Source organism: Actinomadura sp. CNU-125, from assembly GCF_001942465.1.
GTDB lineage: Bacteria > Actinomycetota > Actinomycetes > Streptosporangiales > Streptosporangiaceae > Spirillospora.
In genome coordinates this window covers 1-21,540 of sequence record NZ_MKJY01000566.1, presented here as the reverse complement: position 1 = coordinate 21,540, position 21,540 = coordinate 1, and the positions used below count along the sequence as shown (strand labels likewise).

Genomic DNA, 21,540 nt, shown 5'->3' with positions numbered 1-21,540 from the left:
TTCCGGCGGCCTAGTCGATGACCGCGTTGAATCCGGCGACCGCGTCGTCCGCCGATCCGGACTCGGCGGCTATTCTGCGCAGGCAGTCGTGCAGGGCCGAGCCGGGCCGCGCGTCGAGCTGTTCGAGGGGCAGCCCGCCGAGGTCGGGCAGCCCGCCGAGGACGCCCCCGGCTTCGTCGTCGTCCATCGTCGTCACTTCCTCGTCGGCTCCGGTGTCGTCCGGCACGTCCCGTCGTCGTCCGGAGGGGCGGGATCGTTCAGGGCAGGTTCGGGCGGCTCCGGCGCGGACACCGACGCCGACGCCGACGCCGACGCCGGCGCGGACGCGGGCACGGGGACGTCCGGGACGGCGCGCCCTCGACGGAGGCGGGCCGCCGCCGACGACAGGACGTCCCGCAGGCCGCGCTCGTCGCGTTCCCGCTGGCTGCGGTAGAGCGTGTGGTCGCCGACGACCAGGTAGGCGAGCGCCATGGCGAGGGCGATGGGCAGGGCGAGTTCGGGGGTGCGGGTGCTCTCCAGCACCAGGACCGCGCAGCCGAACGGGGCGTGCACGATCGCGCCCAGGCAGACGGCCATGCCGACGATCACGAACGGGGCCGGGCCCGCGCCGGACGCGCCGAGGGGTTCGGCGACGCGCCACACCGCGGCGCCCGTCGCGGCGCCGATCACCAGCCCGGGCCCGAAGACCCCGCCGGATCCGCCGGTGCCGATGGACAGCGAGGTGGCGGCGATCTTCAGCAGCGGCAGCAGCAGGACCAGCCAGACCGACATGCCCAGCAGCGCGGACTCGTCGAGTTCCTGCTGGATGACGCCGTAGCCGGGGCCGAGCACGGCCGGGACGGCGAGCCCGAGCAGGCCGACGGCGAGGCCGCCGAGCGCGGGCGGCAGCCAGCGCGGCACCGTCCGGCGCCGCGGGCCCGCCGCGGGCCGGGTGAACCGCCCGGTCAGCGCGCCGACGCCGTGCAGCGAGAAGGCGTAGCACCGGCCGAGGACGCCGCAGAGCACGCCGAGGACGGCGAACGCGGCGACGTCGCGTCCGGCGAAACCGGCGGCGGGGGACACGTCGCCGAACATCGGCCCGTACCCGAGGAAGATCCCGAAGACGCCGAACGCGACGAACGACGCGGGCAGCGCCGCGGGCATCGCGCGCCAGCCGAACCCGCGCAGGAACATCAGTTCGGCGGCCAGCAGCGCCCCGCTGAGCGGCGCCTGGAAGATCGCGCCGACGCCCGCGCCGAGCCCGGTCATCACCAGCGTGCGGGCCTGCGTTCCGGTGAGTCCCGCGCGGCGCGACAGGATCGAGCCGAGGGCGCCGCCGATCTGCGCGATCGGGCCCTCGGTCCCGCCGGATCCGCCGGAGCCGAGGGTGAGGCCCGCGGTGATCGTCTTGATCGCGGGGACCCGGCCGCGCGTCCCGTTCGGGTCGGCGTGCGCGGCGTCGATCGCGGCGTCGGTGCCGTGCCCGGCGGTCTCGGGGGCGGTCCGGTCGACGATCAGGCTCGCCAGCAGCGCCCCGCCGCAGGTGATCAGCGGCAGCGCCCACGGACGGTCGAACCCGGTCCAGCCGTCGACGTGGCCCTCGGTGACGGTGGTGGCGGGCTCGAATCCGGCGAGGCCGCCGAGCAGCCCGTGCGTCAGGAGCCGGAGCAGGGCGACGAAGATCGCGGCGGCCAGCCCGGCCGCGAACCCGGTGGCCACCGCGAGCAGGAGCCAGCGCGCGCCCGCGAGGGCGAGCCGGGCGGGAGCGGGGCGCCGCCGGGGCGGTCCGGGCCGGGCCTGCGGTATGGCGGGTTCGGCGGGTTCGGTCAACGTTCCTCCGCACGGACGGACGCCGGGGCGCGGACCCGCGCGCCGTCGTTCACCGGCTTGGGACGGGAGCGGCGGAAACCCGCGGACGGGCGCCCGGCCGTACGGTCCGCTGACCGGACCGCCCCCGCGGCAGGGCCGACTCCGTTTCCGTCGATGTCGAGTTCCGTCGCTCTCGACGTTGTCGAAGCCAAAATAACCGTCCTGTCCGGGCCGGTGCCATATCTCTGGCGGACACCGGTCACTGGCTTGCGGAGCCGCGGTTTCGTGACGAAAATGGCGAGATCGCGGCAGGAAGTTCGACAGTTACGGACATGTCATTAATGTCCGTAACGCGCCCTCCGGTATGCCGATCATGTTCCGATCATAGTCCCGACCGGAGATCATTCGCATGGGGGCTCGGATGGAACGTTCCCATTCTCATGTTCGTTCCCTGTAGGTCGCCCGCCGGACACATCGTCCGGGTCATCGGACACAGAAAATTTATGCTTCGGCAGATAGGCTGTAGCAGGAAGGCAATCCTCACCGCCCTTTTCGTTTCCGTCTCCCCGGAGGCCATATGTCTGCGACAGGCGGGCAGCCCGAGATCTGGGGTTCCGTCCCCAGGCGCAACCCCCACTTCACCGGTCGCGAGAGCACGCTCGACCGGTTGCACCGGGAGCTGTCGGCGTCCACGGACGGGACGTTCGTCCTGCAGGCCCTCCAGGGGCTGGGCGGAATCGGCAAGACCCAGCTCGCCACCGAGTACGCCCACCGGTACGCCTCCGACTACGACGTAGTGTGGTGGGTGCCCGCGGAGAGCGACCTCGTCGCCCGCGCGGCGCTCGCCGCCCTCGCCGAGGCGCTCGGCGTCGGCGGCGCCGACAGCGCCGTCGCGGTCCGCAACGTGCTCGACAGCCTCCGGCTCGGCCGCCCCTACCCGCGATGGCTCCTGATCTACGACAACGCCGTCGGCCCGGACGAGATCGCCGGCTTCCTCCCCTCGGGCGGCGGGCACGTCATCATCACCTCGCGCAGCACCCAGTGGCGGCACGGGGCGCGCAACCTCGAGATCGACGTCTTCGACCGCGCGGAGAGCACGTCCTTCCTCGTCCAGCGGGTGGCCGGGCTGGACGGCGGCGCCGCCGACGAGATCGCCGAGGCGCTCGGCGACCTGCCGCTCGCCCTCGAACAGGCCGCCGCGTTCCAGTCCGAAACGGGCATCGCGGCCGAGACGATGCTGCGGGAGTTCCGCGAGCGGGCGCGCGAGATGCTCGACGCCTTCAACGAGAACCCGCCGGTCGGCTACCCGCTCACGCTCGCGACCGTGTGGGCGACGTCCGTCCTGCGGCTGCGCGGGCAGAGCCCGGACGCCATGGCGCTGCTCGACCGGCTCGCCCTGTTCGGCCCAGAACCGATCCCGCTCGACACCTTCGCCGAGGCGCGGCACGTCCTCGGCGGGCCGTTCGGCGAGATGCTCACCGACACGCTCCGCCTGCAGCGCGCGCTGCGCCACCTCGGCCGGTACTCGCTGGCGCGCGTCGAGACCGTCAACAACACCATCCAGGTGCACCGCCTGATCCAGGCCGTCACCCGCGCCGAACTCACCGACGACGACCGGGAGCGGGCCCGCCGCGACGTGCACGTCCTGCTCAGCGCCCGCGCGCCCGTCGACCCCGACGACCCCGACAACTGGGCCGTCTACCAGGGGCTCCTCGGGCACGTCCTGGAGTCCGGGGTCGTCGAGTGCGAGCTGCCGGAGGTGCGCCGGTTCTGTGTGCGTTTCGCCCGCTACCTGTACGTCCGCGGCGACTACGAGGGGTCCCGCGCGTTCGCCGAGAGCGCGATCGAGCACTGGACGCGCGCGCCCGCCCCCGGCGTCGAACCCGAGTCCGACGAGCACGTCCTGTCGATGCGCATGGTCCTCGGCGTGGACCTGCGGCTGCTCGGCGAACTGCGGGCCGCGCACGAGCTGGACGAGGCGACGCTCGCGCGGATGACCGAGGTGCTCGGCCCCGAGCACGAGGAGACCCTCCGGCTGCTGAACAGCTACGCGGGCGACCTGCGGTCCCTCGGCCGTTTCGGGGCGGCGATGGAACACGACGAGGTGTCCCTCGACGCGCACCGCCGCGTGTTCGGCGCGGACGACCCGTGGACGCTCATGGCGGAGAACAACCTCGCCATCGACTGCCGGCTGTCCGGCCGCTACGAACGCGCCCTCGAACTGGACGAGGAGACGCTGGCGCACCGGCTGCGCGTCTACGGCCGTCCGACCAACCACTGGGTGCTGTTCACCCGCAACCAGGTCGCCCGCGACCTGCGCGAACTCGGCGAGTACGAACGGTCGGTGCGGCGGCAGCGGGAAGTCGTCGCCGACTACGAGCAGGCGCTCGGCCCGGAGCACCCCAACCTGCTGCGGGCCCGCAAGAACCTGTCGGTGTCACTGCGCAAGGCGGGCTACTTCGCGGAGGCGCGGGAGCTGGCCGAGCAGGTGAGCGAGCACTACGAGCGCCGCTTCAGCCCCACCCACCTCGACACGCTCGCTGCCCGCTGCAACCTCGTCAACGACCTGCGGGTCACGGGCGAGCCCGAGGAGGCGCGCGCGCTGGGCGTGCAGACTCTGGAACGGTTCACCGAGACGCTCGGCGCCGACCACCCGTTCACGCACGGCTGCGCGGTGAACCTCGCGGTCGTCCTGCGCCGCCTCGGCCGGCACGCCGAGGCCGCCGAGCTGAACGAGCGGGCGTGGCGGACGCTGTCCGCCGCCATCGGCGCGGAGAACGACTACACCCTGATCGCCCTGGCGAACCTGGCGAGCGACCGGTCCGCGGCGGGCGACTCCGCCGCCGCCGCGGAGACCGGCGGCCGGGCGCTGGCCGGATTCCTCGCCACGTTCGGCGCCGACCACCCGCTCACCCTGCAGTGCGCGGTCAACCTGGCCGCCGACGTCGCCGCCGCGGGCGGGGCCGGCGCCGCGGCGGTGGAGGGCGACCCGGTGCGCCGACTCGCCGAACGCCTCGGCACAGACCACCCCGTCGCCCGCGCCGCCGCCCGCGGCGAACGCCTCGACTTCGACTTCGAACCCCCGCCCGTCTGACCGACCCCCGGGAGCGAACCGCCCGCAAACTCACCCGAACAGCGCCCGCGCGGCGGCGTGGCGCGGGACGGGGCACGACCGGTTGTTCGCGCTGCTCAGTGCGGTGAAGGCCCAGCTCGACCGGTTGCTCTAGGGGTGCCGGTCACGGGGCGATTCGGCGGGCGAGCCAGGCGAGGGCCATCGGGTAGCGGTAGTCGATGGCGCCGTGGCCCGCCTCGAACAGCTCGAACCGGACGACGTCGTCCGGGACGCCCGCGTCCCGCAGGGCCGCGCGGAACGCCTCGGCGCCGACGTCGAGGTACCACTCGTCGCGGGTGCCGCCGTCGATCCAGATCGCCCGCTGCGAGCGCATCGCGTCGGCGTGGGCCGGGACCATGCGGACCGGGTCCCAGGCGAGCCACCGGTCCCAGACGTCCTGCCGGAGGACGCCGGTGACCGGGTCGAACGGCAGCTCGGGCGTGCCGTCCTCGCGGGCGGAGTAGCAGACCGCCATGCCGAGGAGGTTCAGGAGCACCATGTCCTCGGGTTCGGTGAACGCGACGCGCGAGTGGAAGGCGTCCCACCAGCGCATGATGTCGCCGCCGTACTTGCGCAGGTGCCGGACGGACTGCGGGAACTCGGGCAGGTAGCAGTACTCGAACAGCGCGTCGCCCGCGTGCGTGGCGAGGGCGCCGAACAGGTCGGGACGCAGCATCGGGGTGATCATCGCGCCGTAGCCGCCGCTCGACTTGCCGCTGATGGCGCGGTGTTCGGGCGCGTCGAGCGTCCGGTAGTGCGCGTCGACCCACGGGACGATCTCGTCGCACATGTACGAGTGGTAGCGGCCGGTGCCGGGCGAGTCGACGAACTGGCTGCCGCCGTGCGCGGTCCACGCGTCGACGAACACGACGATCGCGGGCGGGGCCTCGCCGCTCGCGAACACCGCGTCGGCCGTCTCCGGGAACGGCTGCCGGTACGGCATCCGGTTCCGCCAGAGCCCGGTGTGGCCGGTGAACCCCTGGATGACGTAGACGGACGGGTAGCGGCGTTCGGGTTCGTCGTCGTAGCCGGGCGGTGTGTAGACCAGCAGCGGACGTTCGTGCGGGTCGCCCAGCGGGTTCCCGCGCAGCAGTTCGCTGCTCACGACGTGTTCGTGCAGGCTTCCGGCGAGTTCCGCCGACCACGGCAGCATGTGCACCCCTTCGTGCGGACTGATGATCGACTTCGAGGGTACGCGCCGGATGTCACACATCACGGGACCGTGGCGTCCTACGTGCAGACGAGCACCCGGAAATCGAGGGAGAAGGCAATGACCGATGAGGCGGTACGGCTGCGGGAGCTGCACCGGCCGGGGGACCCGCTGGTCCTGCCGAACGTGTGGGACGCGGCGAGCGCGCGGGTCGTCCAGGAGGCGGGGTTCCCGGCGCTGGCCACCGCGAGCGCCGCGATCTCCGCGATGCTCGGCTACCCGGACGGCGAGGGCGCGCCGGTGGACGAGATGTTCGCGGCGGCGGCGCGGGTGATCCGGGTCGCGGAGGTGCCGGTCACGGTGGACGCCGAGGCGGGGTACGGGCTGCCGCCCGGCGAGCTGGTCGCGCGGCTGCTGGAGATGGGCGCGGCTGGCTGCAACCTGGAGGACAGCCGCGACGGCGGCCTGCTGGACCCGGAGCGGCAGGCCGCGTACCTCGCCGAGGTGCGGGCGGCGGCGGGGGACGCGCTGGTGATCAACGCGCGGGCGGACACGTTCATCCGGCAGGCCCCGGATCCGCTCGACGGCGCCCTCGCGCGCGGGCGCCGCTACCTGGCGGCGGGCGCGGACTGCGTCTACCCGATCATGGCGCCCGCGGACGCGGTGAAGGCGCTGGTCGACGGGCTGGCGGGGCCGGTCAACGTGAACCAGTTCCCGGGCACCTCGCTGGGTGAGCTGGCCGCGGCGGGGGCGGCCCGGGTGTCGTACGGGCCGTTCCCGCACATGCACGCGATGGAGTCGCTGAAGGAGTTCGCCGGACGGCTCCGCGCGGGCGAGGATCCGGCGTAGCGCGGCGGGACGCTCGCGCCCGTGCGGGCGTCCCGCTTGCAAGTAATCACTTACTGCGGCACAGTGGTACGGAGATCGCGCTTTCGTTCCCCCGGGAAGTGAGGCCCTCCGTATGACCGTGACTCAGGAGCAGCCGCCGAAGGTCGTCGCAGACGCCATCAGCGGGCTGGCGCTCGCGGCGGCCGCCGCGAACGTCGTCATGCAGCTCTCCCGCCTGCCGGTGGGGCATGGCGTCGCCAAGAGCACGGTCGACAGCGGCCGGATCGACAAGCACCCGATCAAGCGGGCCCGCACCACGCTCAGCTACATCTCCGTCGCCATGCTCGGCGGCGAGGACGAGCGGGCGGCGATGCGCCGCGAGGTCAACCGCTCCCACCGGCACGTCAACGCGAAGGAGCCGGTGGCGTACAACGCGTTCAACCGCGAGCTGCAGCTCTGGGTCGCGGCGTGCCTCTACATGGGCACCGAGGACATCTACCGCATTCTGTACGGGGAGCCGACCGGGGAGCAGCGCGAGATCCTCTACCGGTACGGCGCCCGCTTCGGCACCACCCTGCAGATGACCGAGGACATGTGGCCCGCCGACCGGGAGGCGTTCCAGAAGTACTGGGACGCCTCGCTGGCGGAGATCGAGATGGACGACCTCACCCGCGGCTACCTGCGCGACCTCACCGAGATGAAGTTCATGCCCGCGCCCGTCCCGCAGCTGTTCGGCGGCGTGAACCGCTTCCTGACGGTCGGCTTCCTGCCGCAGCCGTTCCGCGACGAGCTCGGCGCCCGCTGGACGGCCCGCGACCAGGCCCGCTTCGACCGGCTGATGCGCGTCCTCGGCCGGGTCAACCGCGCCCTGCCGCGCCCGGCCCGCGAGTTCCCGTTCAACGTCTACCTCTGGGACGTGCGCCGCCGCATCAAGGGCGGCGTCGCGATCGTCTGACCGCCCCCGAAAGCCGGGGACCCGCGGCGTCCGGCAACCGCGCCCGCCGGACGCCGCGGGTCCTCTTCTCAACGGACGGACGCGAAGAACGCGCGGAGATCGTCGACGTTCAGCTCTTGCGGATGCCGGGCCGTTTGCTCGCGTCCTCGTCGTCGCCGTTGCCGTTGCCCGCCGGACGGGTCGCCAGTTCGAAGTCGCCCTGGTGCTCGCGGACGCCCGTGACGACGGCCCCTTCGAGGACCTCCTCGCCCTTGCGCTGCCGCCGCATCATCGGATCGTCCCGCAGGTCCTTCGCGAGGGCGACGCACAGGACGATCAGCACGATCGTGAACGGCAGCGCCCCGATGAACGTGATGTTCTGGATGCCCTGCAAGGCTTTGTCGCCGCCGATCACCAGCATGATCGCCGCGACGGCGCCGGTCACCGCGCCCCAGAAGATCACGATCCAGCGGGAGGGATGGACCGAGCCGCGCTGCGACAGCGTGCCCATGACGATGGACGACACGTCGGCGCCCGCCACGAAGAAGATCGCCACCAGGATCATCACGATGACCGCGGTGACGCCCGCCCACGGCAGGTCCTTCAGCACGTTGAACGTGATCTGCTCGGCGTCGCCGCTGCCGTAGGGGTTGTTGCCGTTCTGCTGGTCCCGGATCGCGACCCCGCCGAAGATCGAGAACCAGAGCAGGCTGACCGCGCTCGGCACCACGATCACCCCGGCGACGAACTGCCGGATCGTCCGGCCGCGGCTGATCCGGGCGAGGAACATCCCGACGAACGGCGACCAGGAGATCCACCACGCCCAGTAGAAGATGGTCCAGGTGGAGAGGAACTCCTGCATCTCTTCGCCGCCGGTGCGCCCGACCGGGACGCCATCTGCCCGAAGTCCTGGATGTAGATGCCGACCGACGTCGGGATGAGCTCCAGCATGAACACGGTCGGGCCGACGACGAAGACGAAGAACGCCAGGATCACCGCCAGCACCATGTTGATGTTGGACAGCCACTGGACGCCCTTGGCGACGCCCGACACCGCGGACAGGATGAAGCAGATCGTCAGCACCACGATGATCAGCACGAGCACCGTCTTGCTGAGCGACTCGATCCAGCCCGCCTCCTGCATGCCCGACTGGATCTGCAGCGCGCCGAGCCCCAGCGACGCCGCCGAGCCGAACAGCGTCGCGAACAGCGCCAGAATGTCGATGATCTTGCCGCCGGTGCCCTCGCCGCGTCCCTTCGGGAACAGCGGCGCGAACGCCGAGCTGACGAGCTGCTTGCGGCCGCGCCGGTAGTGCCCGTACCCGATGGCGAGGCCCAGCACCGCGTAGATCGACCACGGATGAAGCGACCAGTGGAAGAGGGTGGTGGCCATCGCCGTCTCGATGGCGGCCTCGCTCTGCGCCGGGTCCGTGCCGGGGGGCGGGTCGACGAAGTAGGTGAGCGGCTCCGCCATGCCGAAGAACATCAGGCCGATCCCCATGCCCGCGCTGAACATCATCGCGACCCATGAGACGGTGCGGAACTCGGGTTCGTCGTCGTCGCCGCCGAGCGGGATCCGCCCGTACTTGCTGACCGCCAGCCAGAGCGAGAACACCACGAACCCGGTCGCGGCGAGGACGAACAGCCAGCCGATGTTCGCCAGCAGCCAGTCGAGCACGCGCTGCGAGACGTCGCTCAGGTTGTCGGTCCAGGCGACTCCCCAGACGACGAACGCCAGCGCCACGGCCGCGCTGACGCCGTAAACGACCCAGTCGGTCCGGGGGCGGCCCTCGCCGGAGCCCGGCGGTGCCCCGGGATCCGGTCCTCGATCGGTCCCGTGATCGGTCATCTCCATGCCCCTGGCTTTTCCCGAGAATCTACGTTCTCACTTGAACGCGTTGGTAAAACGTTCCCGCCCGCGAGGTCAGGCTCCTCGAACCCGTCCCACGGCGTGCGGTGCGGGCGTCTACTACAGCCCGCTGTAGTGCCCGGCGGAGGTCGGCGGCGGACAATGATCTCCACACCGGCACCACGACGGGCAGGAGGAGACGCCGCATGCGTGACCGTGCGCTCTCCGGCTCGGCCTACCTGCTGGGCACGCTGGCCACCGCCGTGGCCACGGTGCTCGCGCTGCCGGTGCTGTTCGTGCCGACGGCGGCGCGGCGCTGGGCCGACCTGCACCGTCGGCGGGCCGGCAGGCTGCTCGGCGTGCCGCCGGACGGACGGCGGGTCGGGCGGCGGGTCCCCGCCTGGGCGCTCGCGCACGTCGCGGTCGGGTTCCCGTTCGGGCTGGCCGCCCTGCTGTGCCTGGGCAACGTCCTGGTCGCCGCGGTCGCGCTGCCGCTGTGGTGGGCGCTTCCGGTGCTGGCGCGGCTGCACGCGCGGCTGTGCCTGGCGGTGCTCGCGCCGTCGGCCCGCGAGCGGCTCACCGAGAAATGAACGGCGAGGCCCGGATCGTCGTGTTCTCGGCGCTGCTGTTCGGCCTGCTGGCGACGATCCCGCCGCTGATCGGGATGAGCCGCGCGCTGACGAGGTCGCCCGTCCCCACCGTTTCCGTCGTCGGCCTTCTCGCGATCGTGGCGGTCACCATCGTGCTCGCCCGGGGCGCGATCACGGTCGCCACCCGGTTCGCGATGCGCCCCGCGCCGGTCGACGCGATCGGCACCCGCGACTGAACCGCCGGGCGGGCATCCTTGGGGGGTGAGCGAGGTCGCGGTGTTCGTGGGGTTGCAGGCTTCCGGGAAGACGACGTTCTACCGGGCGCGGCTCGCGGCGACGCACGTCCACGTGAGCAAGGACCTGTTCCCCAAGGCGCGCCGCAAGCAGGCGCGGCAGCTGCGGCTCGTCGCCGAGGCGCTGGAGGCCGGACGGGACGTCGCCGTCGACAACACCAACCCGTCGCCGGACGAGTGGGCGCCGCTCGTCGAGGTCGCGCGGCGGTTCGGGGCGCGGACCGTCGCGTACTGGTTCCCGCCGGACGTCGCGCTGTCGATGCGGCGCAACGCGCTGCGCCCGCCGGAAATGCGGGTGCCGGACGTCGGCGTGTATGCGACGCTCAAGCGGCTGCGCCGTCCGGGACCCGGCGACGGGTTCGACGAGCTGTGGACGGTGCGGCCGGACGGGCGCGGCGGGTTCGCCGTCGCGTCCCTGGAAGGCGGGGCCGATGCGGAACGACGACCTTGAGACGCGGATGCGCGACCGCGAGCGGTTCCACTCGCTGACCCTGCATCCGGGCGCGTGGGCGATCGTGCGGGTCGACGGCCGGGCCTTCTCCAAGTACACCGAGACGCGCTTCGACAAGCCCTTCGACCCGCGGTTCTCCGAGCTGATGGCGGGTGCGGCGGAGGCGCTGCTGACCGAGCTCGGCGGCCGGTACGCCTACACCGAGAGCGACGAGATCTCCGTCGTGCTCGACCCCGCGCACGAGATGTTCGGGCGCAAGGTCGAGAAGCTCGTGTCGCTGTCGGCGGGCATCGCCACGGCCGCGTTCACGCACGCCGCCGGGGAGCCCGCCGTGTTCGACTCCCGGGTCTGGACCGGCACGAACGTGGACGAGGCCGTCGACTACCTGTCGTGGCGGCAGGCCGACGCGGCGCGGTGCGCGCTCAACGGGTGGACCTACTGGACGCTCCGGAAGGAGGGGCGCAGCCCCCGGCAGGCCACGCGCGAGATGCACCGGACGTCCGTGTCGGACAAGAACGAGCTGCTGTTCGCCCGCGGGATCAACTTCAACGACGTTCCCGCCTGGCAGCGTCGCGGGGTCGGGCTGTGGTGGGAGACGTTCGAGAAGGCCGGGCACGACCCGGTCACGGACGTCCCGGTGACGGCGACGCGGCGGCGCGTGCGCGTCGGGCGCGAACTGCCCATGCGGGACGAGTACCGGACCTTTGTCCGCGAGCTGCTGATGCGGTAAGGAAGCGACATGGTGCATCTTCGGCGTGATGTCCGGCTTGCCGTGTTTCCCGAGGCGTTGCTCGACGAGGTCGTACGGCCGATCCTCGACGCTGCCGAGGCCTCGCGATCGGCGGCGACGGGCTGCACGTCGGCGACGCCGTGATCCCGCACGCGCGGCTCGTCCAGGGGCGGCACCTGGTCGCCGGGTCCCGGTACCGGGTGGAGTTCCCCGGAGACGATGGGGGAGTCGCGGAGATCACCGTCGGCTCGTGGGACCGCGCCCGCCGGATCCGACTGGAGGGGACGTTCGAGCGCGACGGGCACGCCGCGACGGTGTCGCTGCACGCCGACCTGACCGGACGCCGCGTCCGGTCGGTCCGCGTCACGGGCGGCTACCGGGCGACGAAAGGGCGCCTGCGGTCGCTGCGGCGCGCGACCTGGGAGGGCGAGGTCCGGTTCGGGGACTGGACGGGCGCGCCGGAGATCTCGCTCCGGGTCGTGCACCGGCTGGGGGCGGCGAGCGGGCGGGTCGAGCCGAAGGGCCGGCAGCGCGGGGAGTGGAAGGCGCGGGTGGCCGGGGGCGGGCGAGGACGCGGCGTCCTGCGCCCGTTCGCGGCGGTGGGGCTGCTGATCGCCCGGCGGAAGCTCCGGACCGGGTTCGCCGAAGGCGTGGACGGGTTCGCCGCCCGCTGGAACAAGGTCGTCCCGACCCTGGACGAACACGACCTGCACGCGCCCCTCGTCGCGCGTCACACGGTCGCCGTGCGGGCCGTCGACCGGGAGTGGACGGACGCGTTCGTCGCGGGCCTGCGCGCGGCGGTCGAGGGGCTCGACTTCAAGCGCGGACGGCTCGTGCACGACGGCTCCGCGACGAAGGACGTCCGGCTCGCCGCCGGGAAGCACCTCGCGCGCGGCGCCCGCTACCACCTGGCGAAGGCCCACCGGGACCCGGTCGAGGCGACGGTCGCCGCGTGGGACGCCGACCGGGTCCGCGTCGAGTTCCGGACGGACGACGGCGCCCGCACCGGCTCGTTCGAGTCGCGCGGCGCGTCCGTCCGGGTCGAGTACGCGAGCCGGGGCCCCGAGGGCTGGGAGGCGCTCGGCGCCGTCACCGGCGAGATCGACGCGGACGTGCACGGGTGGACGTCGGGCACGCCCGTCACGCGCAGGCTCGGCTACGCGTTCGGGACGGAGGTCCTGTCGCTGACCTGCGCTCCGGACGGGGACGGGTGGGCGGTCACCGTCACCGAGACCCACGCGCCGTCCGACTGGCTGCGCCCCCTGTACTCCGTCGCCATCGCGCTCACCCCGACGGAGGACGCGTTCCGAGAGCAGGTCGCGACCGCCGCCGACCGCTGGGACGGGGTCGTCGGCGGAGCCGCCGACCCGGCCGGGGCCGCGGCCGAACTGGTGGACGCCGTCCTGATGCGCGGGCTACTTGAGGACTTCCGTCTTCTCGGAACGCCCGGGGAAGACGACGAGGAGATGCCGCTCGGCGGGGTACGGCCATGAGTCGGCCTCGTCGCGTCCGGACACGTGCAGGCGCAGCCGGTAGTGCCCGTCGCCCGCGGCGGTGACGGCCGGGAAGCCGGGCGGCGAGTCGATCTGCTCGATCGTCGTCTTCCCGTCCGGGCTGTCGAAGCCGACCTCGACGACGTGGTCCCAGCCGCCGAGCGCGGGCGGCGGTTCCCGCCGGTACGCCCGGACGGTCAGGCAGACGCGGTCCTCGGTGTCGGTCGTGACGAGCGCGGCTCCGCCGTCCGCGACGACCAGCTCGTCCGGAACCCCTTCGTCGTACGGCGACCCTTCGGCGAGTTCGCCCACGCTGTAGGCGCGCATGAGGCCGCCCCAGAGGACCCTGGTGTACTCCCGAACGGGACGGACGTCGGCGTCCGGCACTTTACGTTCGCAGAACGCCTCGATCTTCGCCTCTACCCGTTCGGACTCCGCGGTGGCCTTCGCCTGCGCGCGCTGCATCTCCGCCTGCTGAGCAGCCGCGACCTTCGGGCACAGGTAAACGTAAACCTGCAATGACGGCTGCCGGGCGGGCCGTATCCGGGTTCGCCGCTCGCCGTCGCAGGCGCGGCGTCCATCGTCCAAGAGGATCGCATCGGATGGTTGGTCGGGGAATGCGCGTCGGGGAGGCGACCCGGGATACAGGCTGTTGTAGTCACGCATCGCGCACAGGTAGGCGAGCTTCCTTTCGCGTTCCGGCATGTTTTCGACGGACCGCGCCGATATGTCGTCATCTCTCCGGAAGAGGTTTGCGGCGTCCTTGCACGCCTCCGGACTCGACAGCGGGACCGGGGCGCCCCGGTCACCGGCGGCGGCGAACAGCGGCACCGTGACGGCGAGCGCGGCGGCCGTCCGGACCACGACCGGCCCCGGACGGTACGTCGCCGCGAGGACGAGCGCGAGCGGCAGCAGGTCGTACACCTGCCAGAAGACCTCGCCCGCGCCGAACGTGTACCAGAGCTCCACGCACGTTCGCCCCCACCTCGCGACGTCGTAGGCGAACAACGCCGGTTCGGCGAGGAGGAGCGGGGTCAGGAGCGCGACGGTCGTCCAGCCGACCGCGCGCCGCTTGACGAGCAGCCACACGAGGAACGCCGGCAGGACGATCGCCCACGGCCGTCCCTGGAGGAGTGTGTACCCGGGCACGGACCACAGGTCGGTTTGCCGCATCCAGCCCTGGCATTGCCCTGTGGGAATGATGCCCATGCCGACCTTCACGGACGGTCCGCCGAACAGCGAGTAGCCCAAGGCCAGGACGAGCGGTGCCGCGCTCACCACGGCGGCGGTGGTCCATAAAACCTTTTGCGTGCGGGGGGTCCATTGCGACATGTTCGCAGGAGCGTAGAGGACGTCTACGACAAGTCGCACCTGGGGGCGCGGAGTTGGCGCTGGGGATCGAGTTCGCGAACGTGGATTTCCCGGCTGAAATGGGACATCGACGAATTCGCGGTCGCCCAGCACAACTACATCGAGGATTCGCACCTTTTCCGCGTCGGGTTCATGAGCACCGGCGAAGCCCTCGATCTCCTCGGCGCGCTGCCCGACGGGGCGGCGGCGCTCGTGACGTCCGACGGGCCCCTCCCCGGCTGGCTGCGGCGCGGCGAGGTCGACGGCCTGCACGCCGTCTGGCACGCCGGGCACAAGCCGGGACCGGTCGTCCCGCCCCTGCAGGGCGTGCTCCTGCAAGGCCCGTCGCGGGCACGGGACGTCCTCGACCGCGACGCCGCGACGACCGTGCGGCGGCTGGACCCGCCGGACCGCACGGGGCACGAACGGCTGGAGGTCGTCCGGTACTGGGGGCTGGTCGATCTCGAAATCCTCGTCGTCCCGAACGGCACGCGCACGTCCGTCTTCCGGGCCTCCCGCCGCCCCGAACGGAACCGTCGCTGCCGCCCCGACATCGCGCTCCTGCAGTGGCTCGACCGGACCCTCCGCGCCGCGGGGGCGCACGGCTGACCGGACGTCCGGGACGACCGGGCCGTCCGGCCGGGAGGCGCGGGGTGCTGTGATGGGGCAATGGCCGGAGCCGACGGGACGATGCTCGACGAGGTGGACCTCGCGCTGATCGACGCGGTGCAGGCGAACCCGCGGGCGGCGTGGTCGGAGCTCGGCCCGGTGCTGGGGGCGGCGCCGATGACGCTGAGCCGCCGCTGGCGGCGGCTGACCGATGCCGGGCGGGCGTGGTGGCGGGGCCGACGGCACCGAACCGGCCGTGGCCGTCCTGCCGTCCTCGCCGCGCACGACACCGCCGTGATGATCGTCAACCACGCGATGGCGGAGGCCGACGTCGAGGCCGTGCTGCGGCACCCGCGCAGCGCCGTCGCGAGCGACGGCTGGGTGCTGGAGGCGCCGGGCGACGGGCACCCGCACCCCCGAAACTTCGGGACGTTCGCCCGCGTCCTCCGCCGCGCCGCCCCGTCACCCGGGTAGGGCGGCGACCGACCGTTCGACGCTCGCGCGCGCTCGGCGTCCGGGTCGGTGACGCCGATCAGGACGTAGTAGGCGAGGCCCTCGGCGTGCGCGATCAGGTCGACGGCGGCGGTCTCGGGGTCGGCGGCGCCGCCGCGGCGCAGCACGTCGGCGACCTCGCCGTGGAAGCGCGCGTACTCGGCGCGCATGCGCGCGGCGATCGCCTCGTCGGCGAGGGCCAGCGCGGTGAACGACTGCCGGACGCGCATGTGCGCGCGCGTCTCGGCGTCGCGGGCGATCAGCTCGGTGAGGACGACCGTGAGGACGTCCCGGGGCGGGGCGTCGGCGAGGTCGCGGCCGATCCGCGCGCGGATCCGCGCGGCGCTCAGCGCGTTGCCCCGGTCGAAGGCGGCCTCGATGAGCCGCTGCTTGGCGGGGAAGTAGTGCTGGACGCGTCCGGGCGAGACGTCCGCGCGCGCCGCGACCTCGGTCAGCGACACCGCCGCCAGGCCGCGCTCGGCGACGATCGCCAGGACCGCGTCGGCGATCTCGTTCCGCCGCTCCTCGTGCCGGACCCCGGGCCCGCGCGTGCGCCGCTCCATCACTCTCTCCCCGTTTTCCGATGCGCTCGCATCGGATTGCCCTCCTATGAGTCTAGCGCGGCACCTCAGGGCTTCCCGGTTTCCTTGCCTCGGCGGAGGTTTGTGGGCGCCGCGTCGGGCGCGTAGCCTGCGAGTCGAGCAAAGCAATGTGACCGCATCGGTTTGTGGAGGTGGCGATGGGACGGGTCGTCCTCGCGCTCGCGTGCGCCGCGCAGTTCATGGTCGTCCTGGACGTCTCGGTGGTGAACGTCGCGCTGCCCGCCGTCCAGGACGACCTCGGCGTCGCCGCCGCCGACCTGCCGTGGGTCGCGGGCGCCTACACGCTCGCGTTCGCCGGGTTCCTGCTGCTCGGCGGGCGGCTCGCCGACATCGCCGGGGCGCGCCGGACCTTCCTGGCGGGCCTGCTGCTGTTCTGCCTGCCCAGCCTGGTCGGCGGCCTCGCCACGGCGCCCGGCACGCTGATCGCCGCGCGCGCCGCGGCGCGGATCGGCGCGGCCGTCCTCGCCCCCGCCACGTTGACGATCATCACCACGACGATCCCGGAGGGGACGCGGCGGACCCGCGCCCTCGCCGTCTGGACGGCCGTCGGCCTGGTCGGCGGGGCGGCCGGGAACCTCGTCGGCGGGCTGCTCACCGAGGCGCTGTCGTGGCGGTGGATCCTGCTGGTCAACGTGCCGGTCGGGCTGGCCGCCGCCGTCCTGGCCCGGCGCGTCCCGGACGGGCGGCGCGGCGGCGCCCGCCGGCGCTCGACGTCCCCGGCGCGGTCGTCGCCACCGCCGGGCTCGCGCTGCTCGCCTTCGGGATCATGCGGGCCGGGTCCGCGGGCTGGACGGACGCCGGTACGGCCGGGACGCTCGGCGGCGCGCTCGTCCTGCTCGCCGCGCTCGCCGTCATCGAGACGCGCGGCGCGGCCGACCCGCTCGTCCCGCCGCGGCTGCTCCGGTCCCGCGCGATCGGGCTCGGCAACGTCCTGATGCTGCTCGCGGGCGGCTGCTTCCAGGTGCCGATGTGGTACTTCCTCACCCTCTACATGCAGGACGGCCTCGGCTACTCGGCGCTGGAGACCGGGCTCGGTTTCCTCCCGCACACGCTCCTCACCATGCTCGTCGGCCTCCAGGTCACGCCGCGGCTGATGCGGCGCGCGGACGACCGCGTGCTCGTCGCCGCGGGCTCGGCCGTTGCGGCGGCGGGGTTCCTGTGGCAGAGCGCGGTCGCGGCGGACGGCGGCGGGACGTACGCGGGGGACGTCCTCGGCCCGGCGGTCCTGGTGTCGGTCGGCGGCGGCCTGCTGAACACGCCGCTGACCACCACGGTCACCGCGGGCGTCGCCGGAGCGGACGCGGGCGCCGCGTCCGGCCTGCTGAACACCGCGAAGCAGGTCGGCGGGGCGGTCGGCCTCGCGGTGCTCGCCGCCGCCACCGGCACGCACGGTGCCGCCTTCCTGGCGATGGCCGTCATGCTGGGCGTCGTGGCGGCCGCGTCCCGGGCGCTGCCCGCGCGCCGCGACGCGCCGCCGCCACCGGACGTCCCGGGACGGTCCGGGCAACCATCCGCGGGGTCCCGGCGGTACTAGTCGGCAGGAAACCACCGGGAGGACGGATGCGGGACCGGCCGGACTATTCGGCATACGTGGCGGAGCGGTCGCCGCGGCTGCTCAGAACCGCCTACCTGATGTGCCGCGACTGGGGCCAGGCGGAGGATCTGCTGCAGACCGCGCTGGTCAAGGCGTGGCGGGCGTGGCGGCGCGTCGGCGCCGACCCCGACCCGTACGTGTACCGGATCCTCGTCAACACGCACGCGTCGTGGGCGCGGCGCCGCTGGCGCGGGGAGCGTCCGACGGAGGCGCCGCCGGACGGGCCCGACGGGGCGGACGCGTTCGGCGCGGCCGACGACAAGGCCGTCCTGTGGGCGGCGCTCGGCCGGTTGCCGCAGGGGCAGCGCGCGGTGATCGTCCTGCGGTACTTCGAGGACCTGCCGGAGGCGCGCGTCGCGGAGATCCTCGGCTGCTCGGTGGGGACCGTGAAGAGCCAGGCCAGCAAGGCGCTCGCCAAGCTCCGTATCGACCCGGAGATCGTCGCGGCGGCGCCGCGGGGAGGGACTGACCGATGAGCCGAGACCTGAAGGACCTGCGCGAGGTCATGGAGAGCCGCACCGCCGGGGGGAGCGTCCCGCCGGACCTGCACGACCGGCTCCGCGCGATCCGGCGCGCCGCCGGATCCGGCTCGCGGCGGGGGCGGCGGGGGCCGTCCTGGCGGCCGGGGCGATCATCCCGGTCGTCGCCGATCTGGGGGCGGGACCGGCGAAGCCGGAGCACGCGCCCGTCCTCGCGGGCGTGCCGAACGACGCGTTCGCGTCCTCGAAGCCCAAGTACGGGATGGAGCCGCTGGCCGAGATCCGGTACGGGTCGATCGGGCGGACGGCGGAGATCACCTACACGCCGACCGGGCCGCACACGGTGATCGAGTACCGGTGCGCGGCGCCGTCCAGGGTGTACCAGGTGTCTTCGGACGGGACGCTTTCGGGCGGTGGCTGCGATGAGAACGGCAGCTTCGAGAGCTACCGGCAGAACGACGAGGGCGGCGGCGCGGTGACGTACCGGGCGGTCGTGGTTCCCCGGGACGTCGAGCCGCGGACGGCAGCCGAACTCGACCGGTACGTCGACTCGCACTCGGCGGCGCCCGGCCGGTGGAGCGTCCGGATCTACAGCGGGAAGTGCGAGATCCAGACCTGCTACGGGCTGCCCGAGAACGACGATGTCCTGCCCGTGAAGGGCCTGGAGCGGCTGGCGGAGGCGAAGGGCACGGGGGACGGACGCGTCCGCACGGTCTCGTTCGTCCCGACGGGCGAGACGGTGCGGCTGCGGGTGACGTGCCTGGACGGTGCGGCCGTCGTGGTCGTGAAGTCCGGCGGGCGTCCCGCCCCCGTCGACTGCGAGGTGGCCGAGTTCCGCGGCGTCGTCTGGGACCACCGGGTCGTGCCCGGTGAGCGGACGGAGGTGGACGTCGCCGTGCTCCCGGCCGAGGCGGGCGCGCCCGCGTCCACGGGCGCCGGGGCCGTCGCGAAGGCGATGGAGGGCGTGCGGCCGGACGGGACGTGGCGGCTGGAGGTCTTCGCCCGCTGACCGGACGCCGATGATCCCCGGGGTTCCGTCCGGTATGCCCGCCATGCAATGATTTCGATAACGGTTTTCATTCACGTGGGGGTGGGCGATGCGATCCACGGTCGACGGCACGGAGTCGGTCACGGAGTCGGTCACGGCGGAGCTGGCGGCGATCTGGGGCGAGCTCCTCGATCTCGAACCGGACGACGTCCCACCCGACGTGAGTTTCGTGCGGCTCGGCGGCGACTCCGTCTTGACCGTCCGGCTGTCGGCGCTGGTCCGCAGCAGGCTGGCCGTCGAGCTGGCGCTGGCGGACGTCACCGTGGAGATCACCCTCGACGGCCTCGCCGACCTCGTGCGGCGGCGCACCGGCGGCACGGCGCGGGCACTGCCAGTCGACATCGAGCGGCGCGCCGACCCGGGCGCCCCGTTCCCGCTGATGCCGCTCCAGCAGGGCTACTTCATCGGCCAGCAGGGCGCCTGGGAGCTGTCGTACGACTCGGCGCACTTCTACGCCGACGTCGCCCTCACCGGCATGGACGGCGACGAGGCCGCCGAGGCGCTCGAAGACGCGCTGCGGCGGCTCGCCGTCCACCAGCCGATGCTGCGGGCGCGCGTCCTGCCGGACGGCACCCAGCGCGTCCTGCACCCGGACGAGCCCGGCGCCGTCCCCGTCCCGCGCCTCTACGACCTGCGGGACGCGGACGGCGCGACGGTGCGGGACACGCTCGCCGCCCTCCGCGACGAGATGAGCACCGCCGGGCCCGACCCGCAGCACGGCCCCGGCGTCGACGTCCGGCTGAGCCTGCTGCCCGGCGGCCGGGGGCGGCTGCACACCGCGATGAGCCTGCTGACCCTGGACGGCTGGTCGGCGACGCTCCTCAACCGCGAGCTGCTCGCCCTCGCCGCCGACTGGAACGCGGTCCCCGCGCCCCTCGAAGTCGACTTCGGCGACTACGTGACCGCGCAGGACCGGCTGCGCGACACCCCCGCCTGGGCCGCCGACCGCGACTGGTGGTGGGCGGCCCTCGACGACGTCCCGGGCGCCCCCGCGCTCCCGCTGCGCGCCGACCCCCGCGACGTCCGGCCGACCCTGATGGGCACCCGGTCGGCGCACCTGCCGGCGTCCCGCTGGGCGGCGCTGCGCGAGCACTGCACCGCCCGCGACGTCACCCCGTCCGCCGCGATGCTCGCCGCGTTCGCCGTCGTCCTCGCCCGGTGGGGCGGGCACCGCCGGATGCTGCTGAACTCCCTGCAGCTCAACCGGCTGCCGCTGCACCCGGACGTCCACCGGGTGTTCGGCGCGTTCGCCGCCACGATGCTGCTGCCCGTCGAGCCCGAGCCCGGCCGCCCGTTCGCCGACCTCGCCCGCGCCGCGCAGCGCACCCTCACCGAGGCCGCCGCGCACAACCTGATCTCCGGCGTGGAGGTGTCGCGGGAGCTGGCGCGGCGGCGCGGGACGACCCGTCCGGTCGGACCCGTCGTGTTCCAGAGCACCCTCGGGATGGACGCGGCCGTCGGCGCGGAGCAGGTCGAGTCGGCCGGGCCGCTCGGCGACCTCGACTTCGCCGACTACCACCACCAGCTCCGCACCCCGCAGGTCGCCCTCGAAGCCCGCTTCTACGAGCTGCACGGCGAGATGGCCGCCGTGTTCTCCCTGGTGGACGAGCTGTTCGACCCCGCCGAGGTCGACACGGCCTTCGCCGGGCTGCACGCGCTCATCGGAGCCCTCGCCGACGGCCCCGGCTGGGACGAGCCCGTCGACCTGCCGTCCGCCCGCGACCCCGGGCCCGCCTCCGGCCGCACCCTCGACCGGCTGCCCGAGGGCGCGGCGGAGGCGGCCGGCGGCCCGCCCCGCGACGACCTCGAACAGCGGATCTGCGCGCTGTGGGAGGACGTCCTCGGCGTCCCCGTCCTGGACCGCGCGACCACGTTCTTCGCCCTCGGCGGCGACTCCCTCCTCGCCGTCCGCGCCCTCGCCCGGCTCGCGGGCGACGGCCCGGTGCCGACCGTCCGCGAGTTCCTCGACGCCCCGACCGTCGCGGGCCTCGCCGCGTCCGTCCGCGCCCGGACGGACGCCGCGTGACGGTCCGGGCGGCGTCCTCGGCGGCGCGGGCGCGGTCAGCCGCGCCGCGCGCGGCGGCTCGCCGGGCTGGGCGAACTCCGCATCGGCGGCCGCGACCCCGGCCGGGCCGCGACCTGGGCGTGC

22 protein-coding genes and 1 pseudogene are annotated in these 21,540 nt (G+C 73.6%); 16 read left to right on the top strand and 7 right to left on the bottom strand.

What is annotated here, in order from left to right; genetic code table 11:
• Nucleotides 1-10 precede the first annotated feature (10 nt).
• Nucleotides 11-187 (bottom strand): FxSxx-COOH cyclophane-containing RiPP peptide, encoded by a 177-nt coding sequence (gene fxsA, locus BJF79_RS42345; RefSeq protein WP_158079454.1) that lies wholly within the window; start codon nucleotides 185-187, stop codon nucleotides 11-13.
• 5 nt (nucleotides 188-192) lie between these two features.
• Nucleotides 193-1,809, bottom strand: coding sequence for a chloride channel protein (locus tag BJF79_RS42340; protein ID WP_075905914.1), 1,617 nt, complete (start codon nucleotides 1,807-1,809; stop codon nucleotides 193-195).
• A gap of 556 nt (nucleotides 1,810-2,365) precedes the next feature.
• Here BJF79_RS42340 and fxsT point away from each other — a divergent pair.
• Nucleotides 2,366-4,882 (top strand): FxSxx-COOH system tetratricopeptide repeat protein, encoded by a 2,517-nt coding sequence (gene fxsT, locus BJF79_RS42335; protein ID WP_075905912.1) that lies wholly within the window; start codon nucleotides 2,366-2,368, stop codon nucleotides 4,880-4,882.
• Between the two features lie 142 nt (nucleotides 4,883-5,024).
• Here fxsT and BJF79_RS42330 read toward each other — a convergent pair whose 3' ends face one another.
• Nucleotides 5,025-6,053, bottom strand: coding sequence for an alpha/beta hydrolase (locus BJF79_RS42330; protein WP_075905910.1), 1,029 nt, complete (start codon nucleotides 6,051-6,053; stop codon nucleotides 5,025-5,027).
• Between the two features lie 117 nt (nucleotides 6,054-6,170).
• Between BJF79_RS42330 and BJF79_RS42325 the strand changes: the two genes are divergently transcribed.
• Nucleotides 6,171-6,899: an isocitrate lyase/phosphoenolpyruvate mutase family protein gene (locus BJF79_RS42325; RefSeq protein WP_075905908.1), complete on the top strand. Its 729-nt coding sequence runs from the start codon at nucleotides 6,171-6,173 to the stop codon at nucleotides 6,897-6,899.
• Nucleotides 6,900-7,011: 112 nt separating this feature from the next.
• Nucleotides 7,012-7,833 (top strand): oxygenase MpaB family protein, encoded by an 822-nt coding sequence (locus tag BJF79_RS42320; protein ID WP_075905906.1) that lies wholly within the window; start codon nucleotides 7,012-7,014, stop codon nucleotides 7,831-7,833.
• Between the two features lie 109 nt (nucleotides 7,834-7,942).
• Here the strand turns inward: BJF79_RS42320 and BJF79_RS64285 are convergent, their stop codons facing one another.
• The gene (locus tag BJF79_RS64285; protein ID WP_262403415.1) at nucleotides 7,943-8,626 is read right to left on the bottom strand and encodes a BCCT family transporter; all 684 of its coding nucleotides are present in this window, start codon (nucleotides 8,624-8,626) and stop codon (nucleotides 7,943-7,945) included.
• Complete coding sequence (locus BJF79_RS64280) at nucleotides 8,545-9,660, bottom strand: BCCT family transporter (protein WP_262403412.1); 1,116 nt, start codon at nucleotides 9,658-9,660, stop codon at nucleotides 8,545-8,547. Before BJF79_RS64280 ends, BJF79_RS64285 begins: the two co-directional genes overlap by 82 nt.
• Before the next feature lie 206 nt (nucleotides 9,661-9,866).
• Between BJF79_RS64280 and BJF79_RS42310 the strand changes: the two genes are divergently transcribed.
• From BJF79_RS42310 to BJF79_RS42290, 6 genes are read left to right on the top strand one after another with little or no spacing between them, the layout of a single operon-like run.
• Nucleotides 9,867-10,250 (top strand): hypothetical protein, encoded by a 384-nt coding sequence (locus BJF79_RS42310; protein ID WP_075905904.1) that lies wholly within the window; start codon nucleotides 9,867-9,869, stop codon nucleotides 10,248-10,250.
• Entirely contained in the window at nucleotides 10,247-10,486 is a 240-nt protein-coding gene (locus BJF79_RS42305; protein WP_187357140.1) for a hypothetical protein, read from the top strand. The genes BJF79_RS42310 and BJF79_RS42305 overlap by 4 nt, the downstream gene beginning before the upstream one ends.
• A 25-nt stretch (nucleotides 10,487-10,511) precedes the next feature.
• On the top strand, nucleotides 10,512-10,994 hold the full coding sequence (locus BJF79_RS42300) for an ATP-binding protein (RefSeq protein WP_075905902.1): 483 nt from the start codon (nucleotides 10,512-10,514) through the stop codon (nucleotides 10,992-10,994).
• Nucleotides 10,975-11,724 (top strand): tRNA(His) guanylyltransferase Thg1 family protein, encoded by a 750-nt coding sequence (locus BJF79_RS42295; protein WP_075905900.1) that lies wholly within the window; start codon nucleotides 10,975-10,977, stop codon nucleotides 11,722-11,724. The genes BJF79_RS42300 and BJF79_RS42295 overlap by 20 nt, the downstream gene beginning before the upstream one ends.
• A 9-nt stretch (nucleotides 11,725-11,733) precedes the next feature.
• Entirely contained in the window at nucleotides 11,734-11,868 is a 135-nt protein-coding gene (locus BJF79_RS64275; protein WP_262403411.1) for a hypothetical protein, read from the top strand.
• Entirely contained in the window at nucleotides 11,865-13,217 is a 1,353-nt protein-coding gene (locus BJF79_RS42290) for a hypothetical protein (RefSeq protein ID WP_075905898.1), read from the top strand. The genes BJF79_RS64275 and BJF79_RS42290 overlap by 4 nt, the downstream gene beginning before the upstream one ends.
• Here BJF79_RS42290 and BJF79_RS42285 read toward each other — a convergent pair.
• Nucleotides 13,140-14,495: a hypothetical protein gene (locus BJF79_RS42285; protein ID WP_143220859.1), complete on the bottom strand. Its 1,356-nt coding sequence runs from the start codon at nucleotides 14,493-14,495 to the stop codon at nucleotides 13,140-13,142. The genes BJF79_RS42290 and BJF79_RS42285 overlap by 78 nt on opposite strands.
• 45 nt (nucleotides 14,496-14,540) lie before the next feature.
• On the opposite strand from BJF79_RS42285, the gene BJF79_RS42280 reads away from it, so the two are divergent.
• Both BJF79_RS42280 and BJF79_RS64270 read left to right on the top strand, forming a co-directional pair.
• Complete coding sequence (locus BJF79_RS42280) at nucleotides 14,541-15,176, top strand: hypothetical protein (protein WP_143220858.1); 636 nt, start codon at nucleotides 14,541-14,543, stop codon at nucleotides 15,174-15,176.
• 60 nt (nucleotides 15,177-15,236) lie between these two features.
• Nucleotides 15,237-15,650, top strand: coding sequence for an AsnC family transcriptional regulator (locus BJF79_RS64270; protein WP_262403410.1), 414 nt, complete (start codon nucleotides 15,237-15,239; stop codon nucleotides 15,648-15,650).
• 80 nt (nucleotides 15,651-15,730) lie between these two features.
• On the opposite strand, the pseudogene BJF79_RS42270 reads toward BJF79_RS64270, so the two are convergent.
• Nucleotides 15,731-16,231, bottom strand: a pseudogene (locus BJF79_RS42270) (TetR/AcrR family transcriptional regulator); the annotation flags it as partial.
• 218 nt (nucleotides 16,232-16,449) lie between these two features.
• Between BJF79_RS42270 and BJF79_RS64265 the strand changes: the two are divergent.
• The 5 genes from BJF79_RS64265 (at nucleotide 16,450) to BJF79_RS42250 (ending at nucleotide 21,417) form a co-directional block, all read left to right on the top strand.
• The gene (locus BJF79_RS64265) at nucleotides 16,450-17,205 is read left to right on the top strand and encodes an MFS transporter (RefSeq protein WP_262403409.1); all 756 of its coding nucleotides are present in this window, start codon (nucleotides 16,450-16,452) and stop codon (nucleotides 17,203-17,205) included.
• Entirely contained in the window at nucleotides 17,103-17,804 is a 702-nt protein-coding gene (locus BJF79_RS64260; protein ID WP_410050215.1) for an MFS transporter, read from the top strand. Before BJF79_RS64265 ends, BJF79_RS64260 begins: the two co-directional genes overlap by 103 nt.
• 26 nt (nucleotides 17,805-17,830) lie before the next feature.
• Entirely contained in the window at nucleotides 17,831-18,340 is a 510-nt protein-coding gene (locus BJF79_RS42260) for a SigE family RNA polymerase sigma factor (protein WP_075905892.1), read from the top strand.
• A gap of 223 nt (nucleotides 18,341-18,563) precedes the next feature.
• Complete coding sequence (locus tag BJF79_RS42255) at nucleotides 18,564-19,352, top strand: hypothetical protein (RefSeq protein ID WP_075905890.1); 789 nt, start codon at nucleotides 18,564-18,566, stop codon at nucleotides 19,350-19,352.
• 88 nt (nucleotides 19,353-19,440) lie between these two features.
• Nucleotides 19,441-21,417 carry a phosphopantetheine-binding protein gene (locus BJF79_RS42250; protein ID WP_075905888.1) on the top strand — a complete coding sequence of 659 codons (1,977 nt, stop codon included), beginning with the start codon at nucleotides 19,441-19,443 and terminating at the stop codon, nucleotides 21,415-21,417.
• Nucleotides 21,418-21,540: the final 123 nt, after the last annotated feature.